The 18,155-nt window shown below is 74.5% G+C and carries 18 protein-coding genes; 2 read left to right on the top strand and 16 right to left on the bottom strand.

The features are described 5' to 3' along the window. The 5 genes from ACFXAM_RS21265 to ACFXAM_RS21285 form a co-directional block, all read right to left on the bottom strand. Window positions 1-2,495, bottom strand: a 2,495-nt coding sequence (locus ACFXAM_RS21265; RefSeq protein ID WP_380293465.1) for a chromosome segregation SMC family protein, incomplete at its 3' end; no start/stop codon positions are given. 178 nt (window positions 2,496-2,673) lie between these two features. Next, window positions 2,674-2,877, bottom strand: coding sequence for a hypothetical protein (locus ACFXAM_RS21270; protein ID WP_270143783.1), 204 nt, complete (start codon window positions 2,875-2,877; stop codon window positions 2,674-2,676). A gap of 412 nt (window positions 2,878-3,289) precedes the next feature. Continuing rightward, the gene (locus tag ACFXAM_RS21275; protein WP_380293467.1) at window positions 3,290-3,589 is read right to left on the bottom strand and encodes an acylphosphatase; all 300 of its coding nucleotides are present in this window, start codon (window positions 3,587-3,589) and stop codon (window positions 3,290-3,292) included. 35 nt (window positions 3,590-3,624) lie between these two features. Then, window positions 3,625-4,131, bottom strand: a complete 507-nt coding sequence (locus tag ACFXAM_RS21280; RefSeq protein ID WP_380293469.1) for a winged helix-turn-helix transcriptional regulator — start codon at window positions 4,129-4,131, stop codon at window positions 3,625-3,627. A 143-nt stretch (window positions 4,132-4,274) separates the two neighbouring features. After that, window positions 4,275-5,636: a hypothetical protein gene (locus tag ACFXAM_RS21285; RefSeq protein WP_380293471.1), complete on the bottom strand. Its 1,362-nt coding sequence runs from the start codon at window positions 5,634-5,636 to the stop codon at window positions 4,275-4,277. Window positions 5,637-5,947: 311 nt separating this feature from the next. Between ACFXAM_RS21285 and ACFXAM_RS21290 the strand changes: the two genes are divergently transcribed. After that, a complete protein-coding gene (locus ACFXAM_RS21290) occupies window positions 5,948-6,871 on the top strand; it encodes a hypothetical protein (RefSeq protein WP_380293473.1) in 924 nt (307 codons plus the stop codon). Window positions 6,872-6,879: 8 nt separating this feature from the next. Here the strand turns inward: ACFXAM_RS21290 and mutM are convergent, their stop codons facing one another. From mutM to ACFXAM_RS21340, 10 genes are all read right to left on the bottom strand, one after another. Continuing rightward, window positions 6,880-7,749 (bottom strand): bifunctional DNA-formamidopyrimidine glycosylase/DNA-(apurinic or apyrimidinic site) lyase, encoded by an 870-nt coding sequence (mutM, locus tag ACFXAM_RS21295; protein ID WP_380293475.1) that lies wholly within the window; start codon window positions 7,747-7,749, stop codon window positions 6,880-6,882. A gap of 58 nt (window positions 7,750-7,807) precedes the next feature. Then, on the bottom strand, window positions 7,808-8,596 hold the full coding sequence (gene rnc / locus ACFXAM_RS21300) for a ribonuclease III (protein WP_380293477.1): 789 nt from the start codon (window positions 8,594-8,596) through the stop codon (window positions 7,808-7,810). A gap of 20 nt (window positions 8,597-8,616) precedes the next feature. Beyond that, the gene (rpmF, locus tag ACFXAM_RS21305) at window positions 8,617-8,790 is read right to left on the bottom strand and encodes a 50S ribosomal protein L32 (protein WP_097236113.1); all 174 of its coding nucleotides are present in this window, start codon (window positions 8,788-8,790) and stop codon (window positions 8,617-8,619) included. Between the two features lie 2 nt (window positions 8,791-8,792). Then, on the bottom strand, window positions 8,793-9,437 hold the full coding sequence (locus ACFXAM_RS21310) for a YceD family protein (protein WP_380293479.1): 645 nt from the start codon (window positions 9,435-9,437) through the stop codon (window positions 8,793-8,795). Between the two features lie 141 nt (window positions 9,438-9,578). Next, window positions 9,579-10,763: an ATP synthase F0 subunit B gene (locus ACFXAM_RS21315; protein ID WP_380293481.1), complete on the bottom strand. Its 1,185-nt coding sequence runs from the start codon at window positions 10,761-10,763 to the stop codon at window positions 9,579-9,581. A gap of 191 nt (window positions 10,764-10,954) precedes the next feature. Continuing rightward, window positions 10,955-11,446 carry a pantetheine-phosphate adenylyltransferase gene (coaD, locus tag ACFXAM_RS21320; RefSeq protein ID WP_380293482.1) on the bottom strand — a complete coding sequence of 164 codons (492 nt, stop codon included), beginning with the start codon at window positions 11,444-11,446 and terminating at the stop codon, window positions 10,955-10,957. 50 nt (window positions 11,447-11,496) lie between these two features. After that, window positions 11,497-12,084 (bottom strand): 16S rRNA (guanine(966)-N(2))-methyltransferase RsmD, encoded by a 588-nt coding sequence (gene rsmD / locus ACFXAM_RS21325; protein ID WP_380293484.1) that lies wholly within the window; start codon window positions 12,082-12,084, stop codon window positions 11,497-11,499. 97 nt (window positions 12,085-12,181) lie between these two features. Next, entirely contained in the window at window positions 12,182-12,715 is a 534-nt protein-coding gene (locus ACFXAM_RS21330) for a hypothetical protein (RefSeq protein WP_380293486.1), read from the bottom strand. 105 nt (window positions 12,716-12,820) lie between these two features. Then, on the bottom strand, window positions 12,821-15,061 hold the full coding sequence (recG, locus tag ACFXAM_RS21335; protein ID WP_380293488.1) for an ATP-dependent DNA helicase RecG: 2,241 nt from the start codon (window positions 15,059-15,061) through the stop codon (window positions 12,821-12,823). 41 nt (window positions 15,062-15,102) lie between these two features. After that, on the bottom strand, window positions 15,103-16,734 hold the full coding sequence (locus tag ACFXAM_RS21340; RefSeq protein WP_380293490.1) for a DAK2 domain-containing protein: 1,632 nt from the start codon (window positions 16,732-16,734) through the stop codon (window positions 15,103-15,105). A gap of 285 nt (window positions 16,735-17,019) precedes the next feature. Here ACFXAM_RS21340 and rpmB point away from each other — a divergent pair, with 285 nt between their 5' ends. Then, a complete protein-coding gene (gene rpmB / locus ACFXAM_RS21345; RefSeq protein ID WP_073813963.1) occupies window positions 17,020-17,205 on the top strand; it encodes a 50S ribosomal protein L28 in 186 nt (61 codons plus the stop codon). Between the two features lie 135 nt (window positions 17,206-17,340). On the opposite strand, the gene thiD is transcribed toward rpmB, so the two are convergent. Then, a complete protein-coding gene (gene thiD, locus ACFXAM_RS21350) occupies window positions 17,341-18,138 on the bottom strand; it encodes a bifunctional hydroxymethylpyrimidine kinase/phosphomethylpyrimidine kinase (RefSeq protein ID WP_380293492.1) in 798 nt (265 codons plus the stop codon). Window positions 18,139-18,155 lie beyond the last annotated feature (17 nt).

Genomic DNA, 18,155 nt, shown 5'->3' on the forward strand with positions numbered 1-18,155 from the left:
GCCCGGGCGCGGGCCTCGCGCTCGGCGCGGGCGGCCCGGTCCAGCTGCTCGGCCCGGCCGGCCAGGGCCCGGACCCGCTCCTCGTGGGTGCGCACCGCCAGGCGTGCCTCCAGTTCGGTCTGCCGGGCGGCGGTGGCGGCCGCGGCCAGCCGCTGCTGTTCGGCGACGTCCGGCTCGTCCGGCCCGTCGGCGGCGCTCTCCTCGGCGACGGCCAGCCGCTCGGCCAGTTCCTCGGCGGTGTCGAGCAGTCGGGCCAGCCCGTCCTCGGCGCGGCGGGCGGCGGCGGTCAGCCGCTCGGCCTCGCCGGCGGCGGCCCGGGACTGTCCGCCCAGCCGGCCCAGGGTGCCCGCCACCTCGGCCCGCTCGCGTTCCAGCTGCCTCCGCCGGACGGCGAGTTGCTCCAGTTCGGCGGCCGACTCCCGGCGCTCTTCGGTGAGTTCGGCCAGGTGCCGGGCCGACTCGGCGCAGCGGACGTCGAGTTCGGTGATCGCCCGGGCGGTCTCGTCCACCGCGGCCTGCGTCTCCAGCAGGCTGGGGGCGGCGCCGGAGCCGCCGTGCGCGAACCCGGCGCCGAGCCGGTCGCCGTCGGCGGTGACGGCGCTCAGCGCGGGGTGCGCGGCGACCAGGGCGAGGGCCCGGTCGAGGGTGTCCACCACCACGACGCCGTGCAGCAGCCGGGCGACGGCGGCCCGCAGGGTGTCCGGCCCGTCGACGAGTTCGGCGGCCCAGCGGGCGCCGGGCGGCAACTCCCCCGCCGCACCGGCCGGTTCGGGGGCGCCGGCGATCAGCAGGGCGGCCCGGCCGGCGTCCTCCTTGCGCAGCAGCCGCAGCGCCTCGGCGGCGGTCCGGGGCGAGTCGACGGCCACCGCGTCGGCGGCGGCGCCGAGGGCGGCGGCGACGGCGCTCTCGTGACCGGGGGCGATGCGCAGCAGCGCGGCGGCCGGGCCGAGCAGCCCGGTCAGCCGCTCCCCGGCGGCGAGCAGCGCGCCGCTGCCGTCCTTGCGGCGCAGCCCGAGCGCCAGCGCCTCGTGCCGGGCGGTCAGCGCGGCCCGCTCGCGCTCGGCGGCGCCGGCGGCCTCGCGCGCGGCGGTGAGCCGCTGCTCGACGGCGGCGAGGCGTTCCCGGGCGCTCTCGTGCGCGGTGTCGGCCCGCTCGCCGTCCCCGGTGCCGGCCTCGACCAGGGCCCGCAGCTCCTCGTACTCCTGCCGGGCGGCCCCGGCGCGTTGCAGCGCCTCGTCGCGGGCCTCGGCGAGCCGGCCGATCTCGGCCTCGGCGGCGGCGGCCTCGGAGCGGGCGGCGGCGGCCTGCCCCTGGAGCCGGGCCAGCCCCTCGCGGCGGTCGGCGATGGCCCGGGCGGCGCCCTTGAGCCGGCGCTCCTCGGCGGCGAGGGCGCGTTCCAGTCCGCCCTTGGCCTCGACGGCCTCGTCGAGCGCCTCCTCGGCCTGCTCCAGGGCGGCGGAGAGCGCGGCCTCCTCCTCGCGGACCCGCCCGGCCTCGCGCTCCAGGTCCTCCGGGTCCCGGCCGCGCCGCTCCTCGGCCTGCCCGCCGGCGGCGGCGTGCCGGGCGGCGGCCTCGGCCAGCCCGACGGTGCCGCGGGTGCGCTCGGCCAGCGCGGAGAGCCGGTACCAGGTCTGCCGGGCCGCTTCCAGGCCGGGGCCGAGCTGCTGGACCTGCGCCTCCAGCACGGCTTCGCGCCCGATCGCCCGCCCGAGCTCCTGCTCGACGGTGGAGCGGCGCAGCCGCAGCGCCAGTTCGTCGGCGATCTCCGCCTCGACGGCGGTGCGCAGCGCGAGCAGGTCGTCGGCGAGCAGCCGCAGCCGGGCGTCGCGCAGGTCGGCCTGGATGCCGGCGGCGCGCCGGGCGATCCGGGCCTGCCGGCCGAGCGGGCCGAGCTGGCGGCGCAGCTCGGCCACCAGGTCCTGGACGCGGTTGAGGTTGACCTGCATCGCGTCCAGCTTGCGCAGCGCCTTCTCCTTGCGCTTGCGGTGCTTGAGGACGCCGGCCGCCTCCTCGATGAAGGCCCGGCGGCCCATCGGGTCGGCGTGCAGGACGGAGTCGAGCTGCCCCTGGCCGACGATGACGTGCATCTCGCGGCCGATGCCGGAGTCGGAGAGCAGTTCCTGGATGTCGAGCAGGCGGCAGGTGTCGCCGTTGAGCGCGTACTCGCTGCCGCCGTTGCGGAACATCGTCCGGGTGATGGTCACCTCGGAGTACTCGATCGGCAGGGCGCCGTCGGTGTTGTCGATGGTGAGGCTGACCTCGGCGCGGCCGAGCGGGGCGCGCCCGCTGGTCCCGGCGAAGATGACGTCCTCCATCTTGCCGCCGCGCAGCGACTTGGCGCCCTGCTCCCCCATCACCCAGGAGAGCGCGTCGACCACGTTGGACTTGCCGGATCCGTTGGGTCCGACGACGCAGGTGATCCCGGGTTCGAAGCGCAGGGTGGTGGCGGAGGCGAAGGACTTGAACCCGCGCAGCGTCAGACTCTTCAGATGCACGCGCCGGTCTCCTCACCTCGCTCACCAGGGGCTCCAGCGGCGACTGTATCCCCCGGCGGCCCGGCCACCCGCCCCCGGACACGACGAAGGGACGCCACACGGGGCGTCCCTTGCAAGCTGCGTCCCTTTCGGGGCGGCTCAGTGCACAGCGGCGTCGATCGAGGGGATCGGGCGGGACTCAGGTGAGAGCCGGCTCCCGCTGATCCAGATCGATGCTGTTGAGCAGCGAGTGCTCGCCAGCGACAGCGGTGAGTGCGTCGTTCTCAGCCTGCATCCTGAGGAGCTCGGCTTCGAGGTCCTGGACGCGCTGCTGCAGCCGTCGCATCTCGGAGAGCATTCGCGGGTCGGGGCCGCCGACGTACCCGAGAAGCGCCTTTGCCATGATGAATGGTCCTCCACGCTGAGTGACCGAACCGGAACGGTACAGGTCTAGGGGGAAGGGGGACGCACGCGCGGCGCGCACCGGCAGTGCTGGCTGGGCACTACGGCACAACCACCATGAGCTGGGCTCACGGGGGCGTGCGCCTACCGGAATGACGCGGTCGTGTGCGCGGGCTTCCAGCGTCTCACCAAAGACGGTACGGGTCAACACGATCACCGCACGCTACCGCGCCCCTGTCACCTGCCTGGCGGTGTCGTCACGCCGGGCGGCCGCGAAGGGGGTCCACCACCTGCTCGTGGATCATCGTTCGATGCGGAGTCAACCACGAGTCTGCCCGGATGGCAACCGTACGACACCGCCGGTTGCCGATCGTTTTCCGGCGGCCCTCCCGCGGCCCGCCGAACGGGGGCGGTCAGCGGATCGCGAAGCTCTCGTAGCCGGACCCGACGGCGGTCCAGATCTCGGTCACCCCGGTGACCCGGCCCGGTGTGTCCGGGCCCCTGAGCAGGGCGAGCAGCTGCTCGCAGTCCGGGGCGAGGCCCTCCGCCACCACCTGCACCCGGCCGTCGCCGAGGTTGCTCGCGTAGCCGGTCAGGCCGATCTCCAGCGCGCGCGCCCTGGTCCACCAGCGGAAGCCGACCTGCTGGACCTTGCCGCGCACCCAGGCGGTGACCCGGACCGGTTCGTCACTGTGGGCGTCGCGACCGTGCATGCCCACGACCCTATCCGCCCCGGCGGCGGCGCGCGTCACGGGCCGGCGGGGCCCTCCACCGTCCAGCCCGGGCTGCGGATCTCGGCCCGCAGCTCCGTGCCGCGCCCCGCCTCGCCGCAGGTCCGGCAGACCCAGGCCGGGTCGTACGGGTGCGGCGGGTGCCCCTCGGGCGCGTGCTCGAAGACCACCGGCGCCTCGGGCAGCACCCAGCGGTCGCCCCAGGCCAGCAGGGCCTGGACGAGCGGCGCGAGGTCGCGGCCGGCCTCGGTCAGGTGGTACTCGTACCGCGGCGGCCGCTCGCTGTAGGCCCGCCGCTCGACCACGCCCGACTCCTCCAGCGCCCGCAGCCGGGCGGTGAGCCGGTCCCGGGGCGCCCCGGTGTTGCGGGCGATCCGGTCGAAGCGGTGGTTGCCGTAGAACAGCTCCCGCACCGCGAGCAGCGCCCACTTCTCCCCCACCACGTGCAGCGCGGCGGCGATCGAGCACGGCCGCCCGGGCAGGACGGGCGCGGTGGGCGGGGCGGGACGCGGGTCGGAGGTCACGGACGACAGCCTGCCACACAGGGTTGGGTTCTCGAACCCTTGCGCCCGGACGCCGCGTGCGCAACGGGCCCGGACACGGCGCGGCCCCCGCCGGTCGCCCGGCGGGGGCCTCGGGCCGGTCGTCGCCCCGGCCCGGGGAGGGGTCAGAACCCTCCGCCGAAGTCGCCTCCGCCACCGAAGTCCCCGCCACCGCCGAAGTCCCCGCCGTCGAAGCCGCCGCCGAAGTCGGAGGAGTTGAAGTCGGCGCCGGAGAAGTCGCCGCCGTCGTAGCCGGCGCCCGCGTCGAGCGGGCCGGCCGCGTACGCCGGGGTGGCCATCATCGAGCCGAGCATGGTGCCGACCAGCAGACCGGGCAGCAGACCGCCGCCGCCGAAGCCGCCGAAGTAGCCGCCCGCCCAGGGGCCGTACGCCGGGCCCGCGTTCCAGTACGGCTGCGGGCCGTGCGCGGTCGGGACGGTCCGGATGTCCGGGTCCTGGCCGGCCGCCAGCCGGTCCGCGTCGGCCCGGCAGACCGGGACGGCGCGGGCGGCGCCGCCCGCCGGGGACCACTCGGCGTCCAGCACCGACGGACCGTGCCGCGGGTCGAAGAAGCACGGCGGCCGGCGGTCCGGCAGCGCGCGCTTCTCCCGCCGGGCCGCCAGGGTGGCCAGCGCGAACCGGCCGTCCTCCAGCGCCTCGGTGACCGGCTTGACGTCCTCCGGCCCCGCGGCCGCGTCCATCAGCCGCTTGGCCTTCTCGTACGAGTCCAGGGCGTGGGTGTAGTCGGCGCGCTGCACGTCGTCGGCGTCCGGCGCGGACGGGACGAAGTCCAGCCGGTCCAGTTCCTCGCCGTAGGCGGTGATGTCCTCGTCGACGACCTGGCGCAGCTGCGCCAGCTCGGCCCGGCGCTGCTCCTCCTTCTTGTTCCTGGCCCGGCGGAACAGCAGGAAGACGCCGGTGCCGGCGAGCGCCAGCAGGGCCAGCGGGACGACCACCGCGGCGGTCGAGACGCCGCCCTTGTCGCTGTTCACCGCGTGCCCCTTGATCTGCGGGGCGGCGGTGTCGACGAAGTCGTTCAGGGTGGCGTCGATATCGCCGGGGTGGGACCGGAAAGACGCGCCGGCGATCCGCTCGGCGCTCGCGCTGGGCAGCGCGGCCTTGTCCGAGCGGGCCTGGAACTGGTCGCCGCGCCAGATCGCGTAGGTGCCGGTGACGCCGACCTTGGTGCGCAGGTCCTCGAAGACGGTCCTGGCGCCGTACGGGTCGGCGGCCGGGACGACCGCCACGAAGATCGGCTTGTCGGCCTTGCGGATCTTCTCGGTCAGGGCGTCGGCCTGGCTCCGGCCGAACCGGTCCGCCATCGCCGGGTCAACGTACACCCGGCCCTGCTTCAGCGCGGCGGCCGCGTCGTCGAGACCGCCCGCCGCCGAGGCCGTCGGCGCCAGCAGGAGCAGCAGCCCGAGCAGCGCCGCCACCAGGGCCAGCGGCCCGGCGCCCCGGGAACGTCGTCGTGCAAGGGTTCTCATGCCTCGACGCTACCCCGAGCGGCCCCCGGACAGGGCATACCGGTCGGGCACGGCCCGGGCGGGCACCCCCACCGTCCGCCGGGGTGGGCCCCCTTCTGCGGGATGATCTTCCGCCCCGCCGCCCCCGAGACGTCCCCGGGGCGGGAACCCGCCCGGCGGCCCGCACGTACCTCCCGGCGGACACCGGGGCGCTCCGGCCACCTGGGCGGGCGTGCCGACCGTACCCCGTGACCGGGCACACTGGTGCCGGTACCGCCGGCCATGACCGTCTCCCGACCGTCCGGCCCCACCCCCCCTGATCGGAGCTCCGCGTGTTGATCGGCCTCGTCACCGCTGTGGCGGCCTCCGCCTGCTACGGCACCGGTTCGGTGCTGCAGGCCGTCGGTTCCCGGCGCTCCGCCCGTGAGGAGGCCGCCAAGGGCGGTGGCTCCGCCGGCACCACCGCGCACGGCGGGCCCAGCCTCGCCTCCACCGCCAAGGCCGCCGTGACCTGGGAGTTCATCCTCGGCACCGTGCTGGACTTCATCGGCTTCGGGCTCGGCGCGCTGGCCGCCCGGCTGCTGCCGCTGTTCCTCTCCCAGACGATCATCAGCGCCAACCTGGTGATCACTGCGGTGCTCTCGATCAAGCTGCTCGGCATCCGGCTCAAGCAGTTGGAGTGGGCCTCGATCGGCGTGCTCTGCTCCGCGCTGGTGCTGCTCGCGGTCTCCGCCGGGCCGGAGGGCGGCCACCACGCCGCGATGGCCTTCCACTGGTGGCTGCTGGCGATCACCACGGTGCTGCTGGTCGGCGGCGGCCTGCTGGTGCGCCGGATGGGCGCCAACGGCGCGATCGTGGCCGGTCTGCTCTCCGGTCTCGGCTTCGGCGCGCTCGGCGTCGGCGTGCGCATCCTCAACGGCATCGAGCCGTTCGACCTCGCCCGGCTGCTCTCCGACCCGGCCCTGTACGCGATCCTGGTCGGCGGCATCGGCGGCATGTACGTGCACACCGTGGCCCTGCAGATCGGCTCGGTCAACGGCGCCACCGCCGCCCTGGTGGTCGGCGAGACGGTGCTGCCCGGCGCGGTCGGCGTGCTGTGGCTCGGCGACTCCTCCAAGGCCGGCCTGGGCTGGCTCGGCGTGGCCGGCTTCCTGATCGCGGTGGTCGCGGCGGTCGGCGTCGCCTACTTCGGCCAGGACACCCACGGCGGGCTGCCGGAGGCCGCCCCGGCCGAACCGGAACTCGCCAAGGGCTGAGGGGCGGGTCAGCGCACCCGCGGGGGGCGCTGGCAGCGGGGGCAGAAGTAGCTGGACCGGTTCATCCAGGCGGCCCGCCGCAGCGCGGTGCCGCAGCGCCGGCAGGGCTCGTGCTCCCGGCCGTAGGCGTCCAGGTCGCGGGAGAAGTAGCCGCTCTCGCCGTTCACGTTGACGTACAGGCTGTCGAAGCTGGTGCCGCCGACAGCCAGCGCCGCCGTCATCACGTCCCGGGCGTTGGCCAGCAGCAGCAACGCCTGGGGGCGGGTGAGCGTCGCGGTCGGCCGGTCGTAGTGCAGCCGGGAGCGCCACAGCGCCTCGTCGGCGTAGATGTTGCCGACCCCGCTGATCAGCGTCTGGTCCAGCAGCGCCCGCTTGACCGTGGTGCGCCGGGCCCGCAGCGCCGCCACGAAGGCGGCGTCGTCGAAGCGGGGGTCGAGGGGGTCGCGGGCGATGTGCGCGATGGAGAGCGGGGTGCCCTCCGGATCGCCGTCCTCGGCCTCCTCGACCGCCAGCCCGCCGAAGGTCCGCTGGTCGACGAAGCGCAGCTCGCGCCCGCCGTCGGTGAACCGCAGCCGCACCCGCAGGTGCGTCTCGTCCGGCACGGCGGGGTCCTGGACGAGCAGCTGGCCGCTCATCCCGAGGTGGCCGATCAGCGAGAAGCCCTCGCCCGCCCCCGACAGCGGCACCCAGAGGTACTTGCCGCGGCGCTGCGCCGCGCCGAGGGTGGTGCCGGTGAGCCGGGCCGTGAAGTCCGCGGCGCCGGCCGGCTGGCGGCGCACCGCACGCGGGTGCAGCACCTCGACGCCGGCGACGGTGCGCCCGGCGACCCAGTTCGCCAGACCGCGGCGGACGACCTCGACCTCGGGAAGTTCGGGCACGGGAAGAACGCCTCCAGCGGAACGGACTCGGCTCTGCAGGAGGAAGGCTACTGCGTGCTCAGGCGCCGCTCGGCAGGCGGTCGGCGTACTTCTCCCTGATCGCCCGCCAGGCGCTCTCGGCGGCCTTCTGCTCGGCTTCCTTCTTCGAGCGGCCGACGCCGCTGCCGAAGTCCTCGCCGGCCACCCGGGCCGCGGCGGTGAAGGTCTTCTCGTGGTCCGGACCGGACTCCTCGACCACGTACTCCGGCACTCCGATGCCCACCGAGGCGGTGAGCTCCTGGAGGCTGGTCTTCCAGTCCAGGCCGGCGCCCAGCTGAGAGGATTCCTCGATCAGCGGGTCGAACAGCCGGTGGACGAACTCGGTGGCGGCGTCCAGGCCGCGGTCGAGGTAGACGGCCCCGATGACCGCCTCGACCGTGTCGGCGAGGATCGACGACTTGTCGCGGCCGCCGGTGCCCTCCTCGCCCTTGCCGAGCCGGATGAACGCGCCCAGTTCCAGGCCGCGGCCGACGTCGGCGAGCGCGCGCGAGTTGACCACCGCGGCGCGCAGCTTGGCGAGCGTGCCCTCCGGGACGTCCGGGTGGACGCGGTAGAGGGTGTCGGTCACCACCAGGCCCAGCACCGAGTCGCCGAGGAACTCCAGGCGCTCGTTGGTGGGCAGACCACCGTTCTCGTACGCGTACGAGCGGTGGGTCAGGGCACGTACCAGAAGGGCGCGCTCGAGCGTGTACCCGAGGCGCCCTTCCAGGACGTCGTATTCGGTCGAAGCCGGCCCGCCGGCCTTGCCACCGCCCGAAGGAGTCTTCGGAGCCGCGGCCGCCTTGCGGGAGGAGTTACCGTCCGACATCGATCCGTGCACCCCGCCGATCAGACCGAGAGGACCTGGCGACGGTTGTACGTGCCGCAGCTCGGGCACGCGATGTGCGAGAGCTTCGGCTCGTGGCAGCGGTCGCACGCCACGAGGGCCGGGGCAACGGCCTTCCAGTTGGACCGGCGGTGGCGCGTGTTGCTGCGCGACATCTTCCGCTTCGGAACAGCCACGGCTACTTCTCCTGGTTCTCGGCGAGACCCTCACGGGTGTCGCTGTACTTGATTCCGTCACCCTCGTCGCCGTGGGCGGCGGAGAGTCCCTGCAGAGCCGCCCACCGGGGGTCGGCGGCGTCGTGGTGGTGCGCCGGGTCGTCGCTCAGGCGCGCTCCGCACTCGGAGCACAGGCCCAGGCAGTCTTCCTGGCACACCGGCTGCAGCGGCAGTGCGAGCACCACCGCGTCACGCAGCACCGGCTGGAGGTCGAAGAAGTCGCCCTCCAGGCGGTAAGTCTCTTCCTCCGAGTCCTCTTCGAGGTCCTCGGCCCCGGCGGTCCGGGCGCGGTGGCGCTCGTCGGACTCCGGGTAGTAGTACAGCTCCTGGAAGTCCACGTCGAGGTCGAACTCGACGGGCTCCAGGCACCGGACGCACTCGCCCTCGACCCGGGTCTCGGCGGTGCCGGTGACCAGCACGCCCTCGACCACGGACTCCAGGCGGAGCTCCAGCGCGATCTCGCTCTTCTCCGGGACGCCGATCACGTCGATGATCCCGAGGCCCTCGGGGGCCTCCAGGGTCCGGGTCACCCTGCGCAGCGCACCCGGACGACGGCCCAGCTCGTGCGTGTCGAACACGAGGGGGTCGCGGTGGTCGAGGCGGTTCAAGGTGTCCTGACTTCCTGGGGGGTACCGGTGCGCGGCGCTGCTCGTCGGGGGATGCGCGGGCAGACCGACGGCCCGACACGGAGAGGCCGGAGTGGTCAGACTACCCGAGTCTCCCGCCAGGCCCAACTTCGTGCCCCGGGCCTACCGGCCGCCGAGCTCCCGCAGCCGGGTCATGTCGATCATGCTGGTGTCGAAGAAGCTGGTCTCGTCCAGCCCCGCCTGGGCCTGCTGCGGCACGGGCGCCGGCGGGTTGGCGGGCGGCTGCGGGTAGCCGTAGCCGCCGCCGTACTGCTGCTGCTGCTGCTCCTGGTAGCCCTGCTGCTGGGGCGGGTAGCCGTAGCCGGGCTGCGGCTCCGGCTGCTGCCCGTGCTGCTGCCCGTGCTGCTGGTAGCCGTACTGCGCGGCCCCGTACGGGTCCGCGGCCTGGCCGCCGGCCGGGTCGAAGCCGCCGCCGTACACCTCGGCGTACTGGGCGCCGCCCTGCTGCGCGGCCGCGTACTGGTCCGCCCCGGGCGCCTGCCAGCCGGCCGCGGCCGGGGTCTGCTCCGGCCAGGTCTGCTGCTGCGGCACCTCCTCGCGGTACCAGGCCAGCTCGCTGCCGTCGGCGTCCGCGGCGAAGCCGGCGGCGACCGCCTCGGCCCGCTCCTTGGCCTGCTGCGCCTCGTCGGCGGCGGCCAGGTAGGCGCCGAGCTCGTCGATCGGCCGCTTGCCGGTCAGCTTGTCCCGGCCCTTGCCGACCGCCTCCAGGGTGGCGCTGAGCACGTTCTCCAGGGTGGCGAGCTTCACATCGACGTACTCGTCGACCTCGGGGCTCGGGCTGATCCGCTGCGGCTGGAACTCCTCGCCGTCGGTCTCGCCCTCGTACTCGGTCTCGAAGACGCTGGAGTCGCCGCGCAGCTTGGTGCGGCCGCGGCCGACGGCGCCGAGCGTCTTGGTGAGCACGACCTCGAAGTTGGCGAGCTTGCTGTCGACGTAGTCGTCGGCCTCGGCGCGCTTGGTGTCGATCTCGGCGCGCGCCTCGGCGAGGATCCGGTCCGCCTCGGCCTGGGCGCGGCGGACCACCTCGGTGTCGGAGATCAGCGAGCCGCGCTCGGCGTGCGCGCCCTGGATGATCCGGTCGGCCTCGGCCTGGGCGTCCGCGACCACCGACTCGTGGTCGGCCATCACCGACTGGGCCTGGGCCAGCTCGGCGGGCAGGGCCGCCCGCAGCTCCTGCAGCAGTCCGACCAACTCGGCACGGTTCACCACGCAGGAGGCCGACATGGGCATCGAGCGGGCGTTCTCGACGGCCGCCACGATCTCGTCGACCTTGTTCTGCACGTCCACGGGGCTTCGTCTTTCCGTGTGCCGCCGAGGTCCGGCGGAGGCAGCGCCCGGCGCGGTGGACGTCACCGCAGGGCAGGAATACAGACTGTACGGCCACTGCCGGGCGAGGTCACAACGCCCGGACACGGCCGACTTCCCACTCCTCGGGCAAACCGTGACGAACCAGCAGAAACGGACGTCCGGTCACGCCCCTACTGCTGGGCCCGCCGTTCGGCGATCCGCTCGACCAGCCGCCGGTGGACCGTCTCCGGCAGCAGGTGCGAGACGTCGCCGCCGTACGAGGCGACCTCCTTGACCAGCGTCGAGGAGAGGAAGCTGTACGTCGGCGAGGTCGGCACGAACAACGTCTCCACGCCGGTCAGGCCGTGGTTCATCTGCGCCATCTGCAGCTCGTAGTCGAAGTCGCTGACCGCGCGCAGGCCCTTGATGATCGCCGGGATGTTCCGCTCGCGGCAGAAGTCCACCAGCAGGCCCTGGTACGACTCGACCACCAGGTTCCCGTACTGGGAGGTGGTCTCCTCGATCAGCGCGATCCGCTCCTCGGTGGTGAACATGCCCTGCTTGTTGCGGTTGATCGCCACCACGACGTGCACCACGTCGTACAGCTTCGAGGCCCGCTCGATGATGTCGAGGTGACCGTTGGTGATCGGGTCGAAGGACCCGGGGCAGACGGCGCGGCGCATGGCGTGTGTGCTCCCTCGTGGGGTGACGGAATCCTGCGGGCCCGGGCCCGCTAGGGGTGGTGGCGGGTCCCGGCGGCGGCGCGACCGTACCAGAGCGTGCCCTCGCCGTAGCGGCGCGAGCGCAGCACCTCGAAGCCCTCCGGCCAGCCGAACTCGCCGCCGCGGGTGCTGCGCTCCACGGTGACGAGTGCGTCCTCCGCGAGCCAGCCCCCGGCTGACAGTGTGATCAGCATCTCGCGCACCTCATCGTCGGTGACCACGTACGGCGGGTCGAGGAAGACCAGGTCGTACGGGGCCTCCGGAGCGGGCCCGGCGATCACCTTCTCCGCCCTGGCGGCCTTCACCAGCGCGCCCGGCAGGCCGATCGACCGGACGTTCTCCCGGATCACCCGGGCCGCCTGGGCGTCCGCCTCGACCAGCAGCACGTGCCCGGCCCCGCGCGAGAGCGCCTCCAGGCCGACCGCGCCCGATCCGCCGAACAGGTCCAGCATCCGGGCGCCGTGCAGGGTGGTGCCGCGCAGCGCCTCCAGGGTGGAGAACATCGCCTCGCGGGCCTTGTCGGAGGTCGGGCGGGTGCCCCGGCCGGGCGGTACGGCCAGCCGGCGGCCGCCGGCCGCCCCGGCGATCACGCGGGTCATGGTGGTGGGAGGTCCTTTCGTCGCTGCCCGACCACGCTATACGGCCGTGGCCCCCGCCGGTCCGTCCGGCGGGGGCCACGCTCGCGCACTCAGGTGATCAGACGGCCTCGGAGTCCGCCGGCCGGGCCGGGACGGCCGCGCCGAGCAGCGACGGCGAGGCGTAGCGGGACCAGGAGAGGCAGCCGTCGGGCGGGCAGTACTCGGGGCGGCGCGGGTCGTGGCCGAGCTCGCGCAGCTTGGTGCGGACGGAGTCGGGCGTGCGGCCGAAGCGGGCGGCGATCCGGGCGACGGTCTCGCCCTCGTGGAAGCGCCGGACCAGCTCCTCCTCGTGCTGCGGCACCCAGGGGGCGCCGTGGCCGGGGTAGAGCTCGCGCAGCACGTCGCGGTCGGGGATGGGCTCGGAGACGTCGGCGACGATCGCCAGGGCCCGGAGCGCGCGGTTGAGCGCGATCCGCAGCGAGGCGACGTCCTCGACCGGCAGCCGCAGCTTGCCGGAGGCGAGCGGGTCCGCCGCCGCCCCCTCGCGCCAGCCGGTGAGGGTGAGGGTGACCTCGCGGTCGTCGTCGCTGGCGAGTTCGATCCGGAAGACCTTGTCGCCCAGCGGGAGCTCGTTGAGATGACGGAATGCCATGGCTAAACCCCCAAGTGTCGCGCCAGGGACGCACCTTGGGGGTGCGCCCTGAACACCTTCATTCTCTCGCGGGGGTCTGACAATCCGGCCCTGCCGGGAGCGGCCTCAGCCCTTCTCCATGAAGGCCGCGCGGTCCTCGTCGAGCAGGCTCTCCAGGACGGTGCGCAGGTCCGGGTGGGCGGCGAGGTCCGGGTCCTCGGCGACCAGCCGGGTGGCCTCGGCCCGGGCGGTGACGATGACCTCCTCGTCCTCCAGCACCGAGAGCACCTTCAGCGAGGACTTCACGCCGGACTGCGCCTGGCCGAGGACGTCGCCCTCGCGGCGCTGTTCGAGGTCGATCCGGGAGAGCTGGAAGCCGTCCAGGGTGCCCGCCACCGCGTCCAGCCGGGCACGGGCGGCGCTGGCCGCCGGCATGTCGGTGACCAGCAGGCAGAGCCCGGGGGCGGAGCCCCGGCCGACCCGGCCGCGCAGCTGGTGCAGCTGGGAGACGCCGAACCGGTCCGCGTCCATGATCACCATCGCGGTGGAGTTCGGGACGTTGACGCCGACCTCGATCACCGTGGTGGCGACCAGCACGTCCACCTCGCCGGCCGCGAACCGGCGCATCACCTCGTCCTTGGCCTCCGGGGCGAGGCGTCCGTGCAGGATCTCCACCCGCAGCCCGGCCAGCGGCCCGGCGGTCAGCTTGCCGGCGGTCTCCACCACGGACAGCGGGGGCCGCCGGTCGCCCTCGGCGGCGGCGCCCTCGTCCGGGGCGTCGTCGAGCAGCTCCTCCAGGTCCCCGTCGCGGCGCTTGCGCCGCGCGCCCTTGGCGCCCTTCTGCTCCTCGGGGTCCTCGTCGCCGATCCGCGGGCAGACCACGTACGCCTGGTGGCCCTTGGCCACCTCCTCGCGGACCCGCTCCCAGGCGCGGGTCAGGAAGTTGGGCTTCTCGACGGCCGGCACCACGTGGGTGGAGATCGGCGAGCGGCCGGCCGGCAACTGGTCCAGGACGGAGGTCTCCAGATCCCCGAAGACGGTCATCGCGACCGTGCGCGGGATCGGGGTGGCCGTCATCACCAGCAGGTGCGCCGGCTGTTCGCCTTTGGCGCGCAGCGCGTCCCGCTGCTCGACGCCGAAGCGGTGCTGCTCGTCGACCACCACCAGGCCGAGGTCCTGGAACTGCACCTTGTCCTCGATCAGCGCGTGGGTGCCGATCGCGAGGCCGGCGTCCCCGCAGGCCATGTCGAGCAGCGCCTGCCGCCGGGCCGGCACGCCCATCGAGCCGGTGAGCAGCACCACCCGGGTGCCCAGGTCGGCCCCGCCGAGCATGCCGCCCTCGGCGAGGTCGCCCATCATCTCCACGATCGACCGGTGGTGCTGCTGGGCGAGCACCTCGGTGGGCGCCAGCAGCACCGCCTGCCCGCCCGCGTCGACCACGGCCAGCATGGCGCGCAGCGCGACGAGGGTCTTGCCCGAGCCGACCTCGCCCTGGAGCAGCCGGTGCATGGGGTGCTCGCTCGCCAGGTCGGCGGCGATCTCGGCGGAGACCTTCCGCTGGCCCTCGGTGAGGGTGAACGGGAGCCGGGCGTCGAAGGCGTCCAGCAGGCCGCCCGGACGGGCCTCGCGCGGCTTGGCGGGCAGCGCGGAGTCGGCCGCCCGGCGCTGGGCGAGGGCGACCTGCAGCACGAAGGCCTCGTCCCAGCGCAGCCGCTCCTGGGCGCGTTCGCGGTCGGCCTGGCTGCGCGGGCGGTGGATCAGTTCGAGCGCCTCGGGCAGCGCGATCAGCCCGTGGCGCTCGCGCAGCCCGGCCGGCAGCGGTTCGCCGACGTCGGACAGGTGCTTGGTGAGCGCCGTCTCCACGCAGAGCGAGAGCTTCCAGCTGGGCATCTGGGCGCTGGCCGGGTAGACCGGGATCAGCCGTCCGGCGAACCGGGCGGCGGCGCCGTCGCCGTCCGTCTCGTCCAGCAGCTGGTAGTCGGGGGAGGCCAGCTGGCGGGCCCGGTTGAAGACCCCGACCTTGCCCGCGAACAGGCCCTGCGTCCCCGGCCGCAGCTCCTTCTGCCGCCAGCCCTGGTTGAAGAAGACCAGCGAGAGCCGGCTGCGGCCGTCGGTGACCACCACCTCCAGGCGGTCGCCCTTGCGGCCGCGGAAGGGGATCAGGGTGACCTTCTCGATCCGGGCCAGCACGGTGACGTGCTCGTCGATCTCCAGCTCGTCCAGGCTGGTGAGCTGTCCGCGTTCGACGTAGCGCCGCGGATAGTGGTGCAGCAGGTCCCCGACCGTGCGCAGCTTGAGGCTGTCGGCGAGCACCTTGGCGGTCCGGTCGCCGACGAGCTTGGTCAGTGGTTCATCGAGAGCGCCCATCAAGGCCCCTGTTTACACCACCGGACCGACGATCCGGGCGCTCACTCCACGCCGATCAGCAGCGGCGCCGACTCCTGGCCGCCGTGGAAGACCACCGCGTCCACCTCGGGCCGGCTCTGCCGGGCGTGCGCGACGAGGCCCTCGGCGAGGCCCTCGGGGGCGCCCTCGCCGAGGATCAGGGTGACCAGTTCGCCGCCGCCGCCGAGCATCCGGTCCAGCACGCTCTCGCCGACCTCGGCCAGCCCGGCCCCGATCACCGCGACGTCCCCGTCGATCAGGCCGAGCACGTCGCCGGCCTGGCAGACCCCGGCCATGGTCCAGGACTCGCCCTCGGCGACGGCCAGTTCGGCGTACCGGGTGGCGCCGGCCGCCGAGGTCATGGCGACCACGTCCTCGTCGAAGCGCCGCCCGGCCTCGTGCACGGCGAGCGCGGCCAGGCCCTGGACCGGCGAGCGGGTGGGCAGCACGGCGATCCGCACGCCCTCCTCGCGCAACTGGTCGGCGGCGGCGCCGGCGGCGGCCCGCAGTTCGGGGTCGTTGAGCAGCAGCACCACCTCGCGGGCGGCGGCCCGGCGCACCGCGGCGGTGAGCTCGGCGCTGGCGGGCGGGCGGCCGGCGCCGGTGTGCAGGACGACCGCGCCGGCCTGTTCGCAGAGTTCGGCGAGGCCCTCGCCGGAGACCACCGAGAGCACCGCGCGGGCCGGCCGCTCGGGCTCGCCGCGGTCGTCGGCGGCGCCGGAGCGGGCGGCGGCCTCGGCGAAGTGGGTGATCCGGATCTGGTGCGGGCGCCCGGCCTCGACCCCGGCCTCGACGGCGGCGCCCGCGTCGTCGACGTGGACGTGGACGTTCCACAGGCCGTCCCCGCCGCCGACCACCAGCGAGTCGCCGAGCGCGCCGAGCCGGGTCCGCAGCGCGGGCAGCGCCTCGTCGGGCGCGTCCAGCAGGTAGATCACCTCGAACGCGGGGTGCCCGGGGCCGGGCGGCCGCACGTGCAGCTCGCAGCCCTCCGCCGGCAGCACGTCGCCCCGCAGCGCGACCGGTCCCATCGGCTGGTGGCCGGCCACCGCGTCGGCGAGCGCCCCGAGGACGGCGACCAGGCCGCGGCCGCCGGCGTCCACCACACCGTTCTCGGCGAGCACGGCGAGCTGCTCGGGGGTGTGCCGCAGCGCGTCGCGGGCGGCCCGGTGGGCGGCCTCGGCGACCTGCCCGAGGCCGTCGCCGGCCCGGCCGGCCTCCCGGGCGGCGATCCGGGCGACGGTCAGCAGGGTGCCCTCGACCGGTTCGGCGACGGCCTGGTAGGCGGCGTCGGAGGCCCGCTGGAGGGCGGCCCGCAGCTGGTCGGCGCCGCCGCCGTCGGCGAGCTTCTCGGCGGCGCCGCGCAGCCACTGGGCGAGGATCACCCCGGAGTTGCCGCGGGCGCCGACCAGGGCGCCGCGGGCCATCGCCCGGGCGGCCTCGGCCAGGCCGGGCGCCGGGCCGGGGCCCTGGCCCGCGAACCGGCCCTCCACCTCGGCGGCGGCCGATTCCACGGTCAGGTACAGATTGGTGCCGGTGTCGCCGTCCGGGACGGGGTAGACGTTGAGTGCGTCGATCTCCTCGCGGGCCTGGCCGAGCGCGCGCAGCGCCAACTGGCACCAGCTGCGCACGGCCGGGGCGTCGAGCGTGTGCAGCACCAGGTCTCCTCCGGAGTGGGACGCCGTGATGGCCTGAGGGTGAACGGCGAGGGGTGGTACCGGCAGGTTAGCGGGGGCCGGGAGGGGGCGGCGGAACCGGCGGCCGGAGCGATCACCCTGCTGGTCATGGTAGTTTCGTTGAACGGAAGCAAGCGTTGTATGCTCTTCCGGTTGCCTGGAACAGGTCCAGGCTCGCCCCTTGGTCCGGTTCGGTTCACGTGAGTGCTCCGCTGGTCTGGCGGGGTTGTCTCACGTAAATGATTCTGAAGTCTTGGAGTGACTCCTGTGGCTGCCAACTGCGACGTCTGCGGCAAGGGGCCGGGCTTCGGCAACAGCATCTCCCACTCGCACCGCCGTACCCCCCGTCGCTGGAACCCCAACATCCAGACGGTGCGCGCTGTGGTTGGGCGGACGCCGAAGCGGCTCAACGTCTGCACCTCGTGCATCAAGGCCGGTAAGGTCTCGCGCTGACGCGCAGACCGGCATGCCGGTCCTCCAGTGAGCCGGTTCATCCTCGGGTGAACCGGCTTTCTGTTGTTCCGGCATGTGATCGTCCTGCTGTGGGCGGGCCCTCGGGCCCGCCCACAGGCGTGTCCGGCGCCCGGCTCAGCGCCAGCGCCAGGCGTGGTCGACCGGCCCGATGCCGGCGCCGAGGGCGAAGCCGCCGGCGATCGCTCCGGTGATGTACTCCTTCGCCGAGGCCACCGCGTCGGGCAGCGCCTCGCCCTTGGCCAGGCCGGCGGCGATCGCGCTGGCGAGGGTGCAGCCGGTGCCGTGGGTGTGCCGGTTGTCGTAGCGCGGCGCCCGGTACCAGTGCTCCTCCCCCGCGCCGCCGTACAGCAGGTCGGCGGCCTCGCCCGGCAGGTGCCCGCCCTTGACCAGCACCCAGCGCGGCCCCAGGTCGAGCAGTGCCTTCGCGGCGTCCACCATCTGGGCCTCGTCCTCGACCACCCGGCCGGTGAGCTGCGTCACTTCGTGCAGGTTGGGCGTGGCGAGGGTGGCGACCGGCAGCAGCCGCTCCCGGACGGTGGCGACGGCCTCGGCGGCGAGCAGCGCGTCGCCGTGCTTGGAGACGCCGACCGGGTCGACCACGACCGGCGCGTCGACCCCGGCCAGCAGGTCGGAGACGGTCTCGACCAGCTCGGCCGAGGCGAGCATGCCGGTCTTCACGGCCTGGACGCCGATGTCGTCGGCCACGCTGCGGAACTGGGCGCGGACCGCCTCGGCGGGCAGCTCCCAGTAGCCCTGGACGCCGAGCGAGTTCTGCGCGGTGACGGCGGTGATCACGCTCATGCCGTGCACGCCGAGGGCGAGCATCGCCTTGAGGTCGGCCTGGATGCCGGCGCCGCCGCCGGAGTCCGAGCCGGCGACCGTGAGAACGCGGGGAGGTGCGGTGGAAGACATGCGCCCAACCTACGCGG

Source organism: Kitasatospora sp. NPDC059462 (assembly GCF_042749955.1).
Taxonomy (GTDB): Bacteria; Actinomycetota; Actinomycetes; order Streptomycetales; family Streptomycetaceae; genus Kitasatospora.